This is a genomic window from Roseomonas elaeocarpi, from assembly GCF_042433915.1.
Lineage (GTDB): Bacteria > Pseudomonadota > Alphaproteobacteria > Acetobacterales > Acetobacteraceae > Roseomonas > Roseomonas elaeocarpi.
Genome location: NZ_JBHLUN010000020.1, coordinates 1 through 529, shown reverse-complemented (window position 1 = coordinate 529; position 529 = coordinate 1). Strand labels below are relative to the sequence as shown.

Annotated in this window: 1 protein-coding gene; it reads right to left on the bottom strand. The window is 63.1% G+C overall.

What is annotated here, in order from left to right; all coding sequences use genetic code 11:
* Positions 1–179: 179 nt before the first annotated feature.
* A complete protein-coding gene (locus tag ACFFGY_RS21745; RefSeq protein ID WP_377046638.1) occupies positions 180–404 on the bottom strand; it encodes a hypothetical protein in 225 nt (74 codons plus the stop codon).
* Positions 405–529: the final 125 nt, after the last annotated feature.

The window sequence follows — 529 nt, the reverse complement described above, 5'->3', positions numbered from 1 at the left end:
TCGAGGTCTTCCTCAACGGGCGCATCGCGCACAGCGGCCGGGCTGCGCCCGATGCGGTCGGACCCTTCACCGTGGTGCTGACCAACGGCTCGGGCCTCACCGGGGCGCAGGCCTGGGAGATGCTGGCGATCAGCGACAACCGGCTGGTGACCTGAGCCTGCCGCCGCTCGCTCCGACCGCTACTCGGCGGCCCGCTGCTGCATGGCTGTATGCGAAGCGTCCGCGAGCCAGTCATCGATGATCTCGATGGGCGTCTGCAACGTCATGAAGCTGCTGCGGTGTAGTGGGTGTCCTGGAAGGACGAGCTGGTAGGCCATCGGCTCCAGGGCGTCGAATTGCTCGATGTTTACCCCGCGGTACGTGTGCGTCGTCACTCCGGCGGCGTCATCACGGACCTCTGTCACGCTCTCTCGTACCAACGCTTGCTCCCCATTTGCGCGGCCGAAGAACGAGCCGCGTTTTCTTTTGAAATTAACATAAGTCAACCCGAACGTTCTGAATAGCCAACCACGCCTGACGGAACGTTAAC